Annotated in this window: 5 protein-coding genes; 4 read left to right on the forward strand and 1 reads right to left on the reverse strand. The window is 65.0% G+C overall.

Annotated elements, in window-relative coordinates; all coding sequences use genetic code 11:
- The coding region (locus I6U14_RS18220; protein ID WP_367115608.1) for a DUF4124 domain-containing protein at positions 1 to 465 on the reverse strand (465 nt) is incomplete at its 3' end.
- Between I6U14_RS18220 and pilV the strand changes: the two genes are divergently transcribed.
- The 4 genes from pilV to I6U14_RS01515 all read left to right on the forward strand — a co-directional run.
- Entirely contained in the window at positions 347 to 856 is a 510-nt protein-coding gene (gene pilV / locus I6U14_RS01500; RefSeq protein ID WP_296896297.1) for a type IV pilus modification protein PilV, read from the forward strand. The genes I6U14_RS18220 and pilV overlap by 119 nt on opposite strands.
- Positions 853 to 2172 carry a PilW family protein gene (locus I6U14_RS01505; protein ID WP_296896298.1) on the forward strand — a complete coding sequence of 440 codons (1320 nt, stop codon included), beginning with the start codon at positions 853 to 855 and terminating at the stop codon, positions 2170 to 2172. Before pilV ends, I6U14_RS01505 begins: the two co-directional genes overlap by 4 nt.
- Positions 2173 to 2246: 74 nt before the next feature.
- Positions 2247 to 2804 (forward strand): PilX N-terminal domain-containing pilus assembly protein, encoded by a 558-nt coding sequence (locus I6U14_RS01510; protein WP_296896300.1) that lies wholly within the window; start codon positions 2247 to 2249, stop codon positions 2802 to 2804.
- A 109-nt stretch (positions 2805 to 2913) separates the two neighbouring features.
- Positions 2914 to 3381: hypothetical protein (locus tag I6U14_RS01515; RefSeq protein ID WP_296896302.1), on the forward strand; the 468-nt coding region annotated here is incomplete at its 3' end.

The raw sequence follows: 3381 nt of genomic DNA on the forward strand, positions 1-3381 counted from the left end.
CTGCGTTGCCTGCGCCCCTGCGGGTGTTGCTGTCGGCGGCGTGCCTAAGTGGCCGGGCGGCGGGCGGTCGGAGAACACCCAGGTACCGGTGGCATCCCGGTAGCGGTAGATTTCTGCGTCACCCGGCAGCGGCAACAGAATCAGCACCGTGCATCCCATCAACCACGCAGTTTTGACCAAGCCGTCCCCCGCTGGTCGCAACAATGCCGATTTCCATCGGTGTACGCGCTGCAATTCTCGCAGCCTCCTTCCCGGGCTAGGGCTTACCCCGATAACATAGACAGTAGAATAACCTAAAACCGTACACGGCCAGGCCATGTCCGCAGTCCGTGAAAGGAAGGCTAGGATGACGCGTGCCCACCAATTTGCAAGCCAGCGCGGCTTCTCACTGGTGGAGGTCGTGGTGACACTGTTCATCATCGCGGTCGGCGCCCTCGGCGTTGCCGGGCTGCAGCTCGCCGCCATGCGCAGCAACCACAGCGCCTACCTGCGCTCCCATGCCACTGTTGCTGCCTATGCGCTGGCGGATCTTGTGCGCGCCTATCCCGACCAGCTCGCAGGGGTCGCTCTAACAACCAACACGGGCGACGGCGGCGCAGCGGCGTCAGAAACAGCGGCGGGCACCCATACGGGCTTCGGCACCTGGGCTGCAGAGCTGGGACTCTCGCCATTGAAGCCACCCGACGGTCAATCGCTCGGCGAGCTCGACTGCACCGCAGGCAACGTCTGCGCCCAGGGCTATTGCGCCATCACCATCCGCTGGGACGACGCCCGCGCGGAAAACGACACCGTTGCACAAACCGGCCGCAACACCGGGGCGATGGCATTCAGCCTATGCGCGAAATTGCCGCTGTGAAGACGCTGACCGGCAACCAAGGACTGTCCACCCTGCCCGCAGATCTCCCCCGCGCTGCTGCGGGACAGAGCGGTGTCTCGCTGGTGGAGCTCATGGTAACCCTGGCCTTGGGCGCAATCGTGGTGTTGGGCCTGACCGAGATCCTCGCCAGCACCAAGGCCACATACAGGCGCGAAGAGGCCTTCGCCCGACTGCAGGAGAACGGCCGGATCGCGTCCATGCTGCTTGCCAAGGAATTGCGGCCGAGTCGAACCATGCCCTGCAAGAGCCTCGACCTGCACCAAGTCGAGGGCACGCTGACGGTCAAGGCCTGCGCTCTCCTCGACGGTGCCGGCTGCTCGGGGGAACACCTCCTGCAGACCGGACGACCCCTCGGTTTCGACCAAAGCGAGCTCAGCACAGCGAGCGATTTCGACGACATCCCCCTGCCGGCTGAAGCGCGGACGTCGCTCGCGGAGCGTTACGTCGGCGGCGATATGCTGCTGGCCTGGGGTGTGGAGCCGATCGGTGTCGCCGTGGCTGGTCCGTTGGGGGACGGCTCGGGCGAGGATACCGCCACGGGGCGCATCAATCTCGCGGGCGCGAGCGGGCTCAAGGACGGTGAGCTTGCCCTCATCTCCAATTGCCGCAGCGCCCACGTTTTCGCAGTCAGCAACGTTGACGACAGTCCGCCATTCGTGGAGCACGCACGCGCGGGCCACGCTGGACAGGTGAATGCGGCGGATGATCTCTATCCGAGCGCGGGCACCCGCGTCTATGGCTCGTCCGGCTTGGAGATCCCGTACAACAGCAGGGCCGGTGATCCGCAGGCTTGGCTCTACCCGCTGGTCTACCGCGTGTTCTATATCTGCTGCACGCAGGACAATAGGCTGCAAACCGGCGCCGCTCGGGACAAATGCCGACCTGGCAGCGGAAGCTACCAGCCCGATGACTACCGCCCTGCGCTTTGTGTCTACGACCTCCAACGTGCAGGTGGTCGGAACCAAGCCCTGGTGCCGAACGTGGCGGACATGCGGGTTACCTACAGTGGCCACGGCAGCCACGCGGGCGATCCGCTGTTCAGCGGAGAAGCTGCCGCGGCGCTGGATGCGGATGCTTGGGCCCGGGTGCGCGCTGCGTCCCTCGAACTGCTCTTGACAACGGCTGAGACCAATGCGGCCGCCGAGCCGCGGGCGCCGACCAGCACAAACTGGCCCCCGAATGACGATTCGGCCGACCGGCTTGGGGCGGCCTATCCCGCCGACCACAGGCTCTACCAACGTCTGCGTCTGGACGTGGCGCTGCGGCCCGCGACCCCTTGGCTCGCCAAGGATTAACGGCCATGGGTAGGCCTGCAGAGAGGAAACCTGTCCCGCACCGCTTGCGCCCGCCCCGCCGCCAACGTGGCGCCGTGTTGATCCTGGGGCTGGCCATTCTCCTGGTTGTGACCATGCTGGGCATCAGCGGCCAGCAGACCACCGTGCTGCAGGAGCGCCTGGTCGGCAACATGCGCCAGAACAACATCGCGCTCCAGGCCGCGGAGGCTGCGCTGCACGTCGGACTCGCCTACATCGAGCAGTCAGATGTTCGGGGCGACCACTTCCTCGACGGTACACAGGTCATCTGGCAGGCGTGCTCCAGCGCCGAAGCCGAGACCGATGCCGACAGCTGCACCCACATCGATGAGGTATTGGAGGACTGGCAGACCTCTGCGGTGGCAGACATCACCGAGGGTGTCGATTACGGCACGCTGGCCGGCGCCCTCGGTGACAGCACCAACACGGCCTTCCCGGATGTCAGGACGCAGCCGCGCGTTCATATCGACGTGCGTAAGGTGTTGGCGCTCGACCTCGCAGATGCCTCAAAAGGCGTCGGTACATACTTCTACACAGTAACCAGCGTCGGCTTTGGTGGGAATGATCAGGGTCGCGCCATTCTTCAGTCCACGGTTGCGAAGCATGCCTATTAGGATGACGGGGCATCCGTATCGTGATCGGCAATGCAGAATGCTGCCCCGATCTCTCTCTAAAGAAGATCGCCGTCTCCGCAGAGCGCTGTTGGGAGCCGCATTTTCTCACTTGGTGCTCGTGACACCAGCGCACGGCGATGAAGTCCCGGACAAGATCCCGCCTCACTTCGCTGACACGCAGACGGCCCATGCCCCCGTCGAGGTCACCACAACATCTATAACCGAGGACAGCATCGTCTTTCAGGCGGTCTCCGACACCGACAATTGGACAGGCGCGATCCTGGGTCGCAAGATCTCGCGCGGCCCCACCGACAGCCGGCCCGACTGCGCAGACACCCCCAGTGGCGCCCTGTGCGATACGAAGAATGAGCCGCACATGAGCACCGAAGACCCCGCCACCTTCCCCGCCCCCGACGCGCGCCCCCTTTTCCCGCTGGCGGAAGGCGCCGACGATTCTGACTGCGGTCCCAGGGTTTTCTCCCCGGCTGTCTTCGCTGATCTCTCGCCCGTGAAAACGGAAGGCCTGCCGGGGTTCGAGATCATCGGTACTGCTCACCAAGGGGCCCCCGCTGCGGCG

It is taken from the genome of Thiohalocapsa sp. (assembly GCF_019695415.1).
Taxonomy (GTDB): domain Bacteria; phylum Pseudomonadota; class Gammaproteobacteria; order Chromatiales; family Chromatiaceae; genus Thiohalocapsa.

What these genes read in the sequence shown, in the direction of transcription:
- pilV (WP_296896297.1), top strand. Translation starts at nt 347, where the DNA reads ATGACGCGTGCCCACCAATTTGCAAGCCAGCGCGGCTTCTCACTGGTG.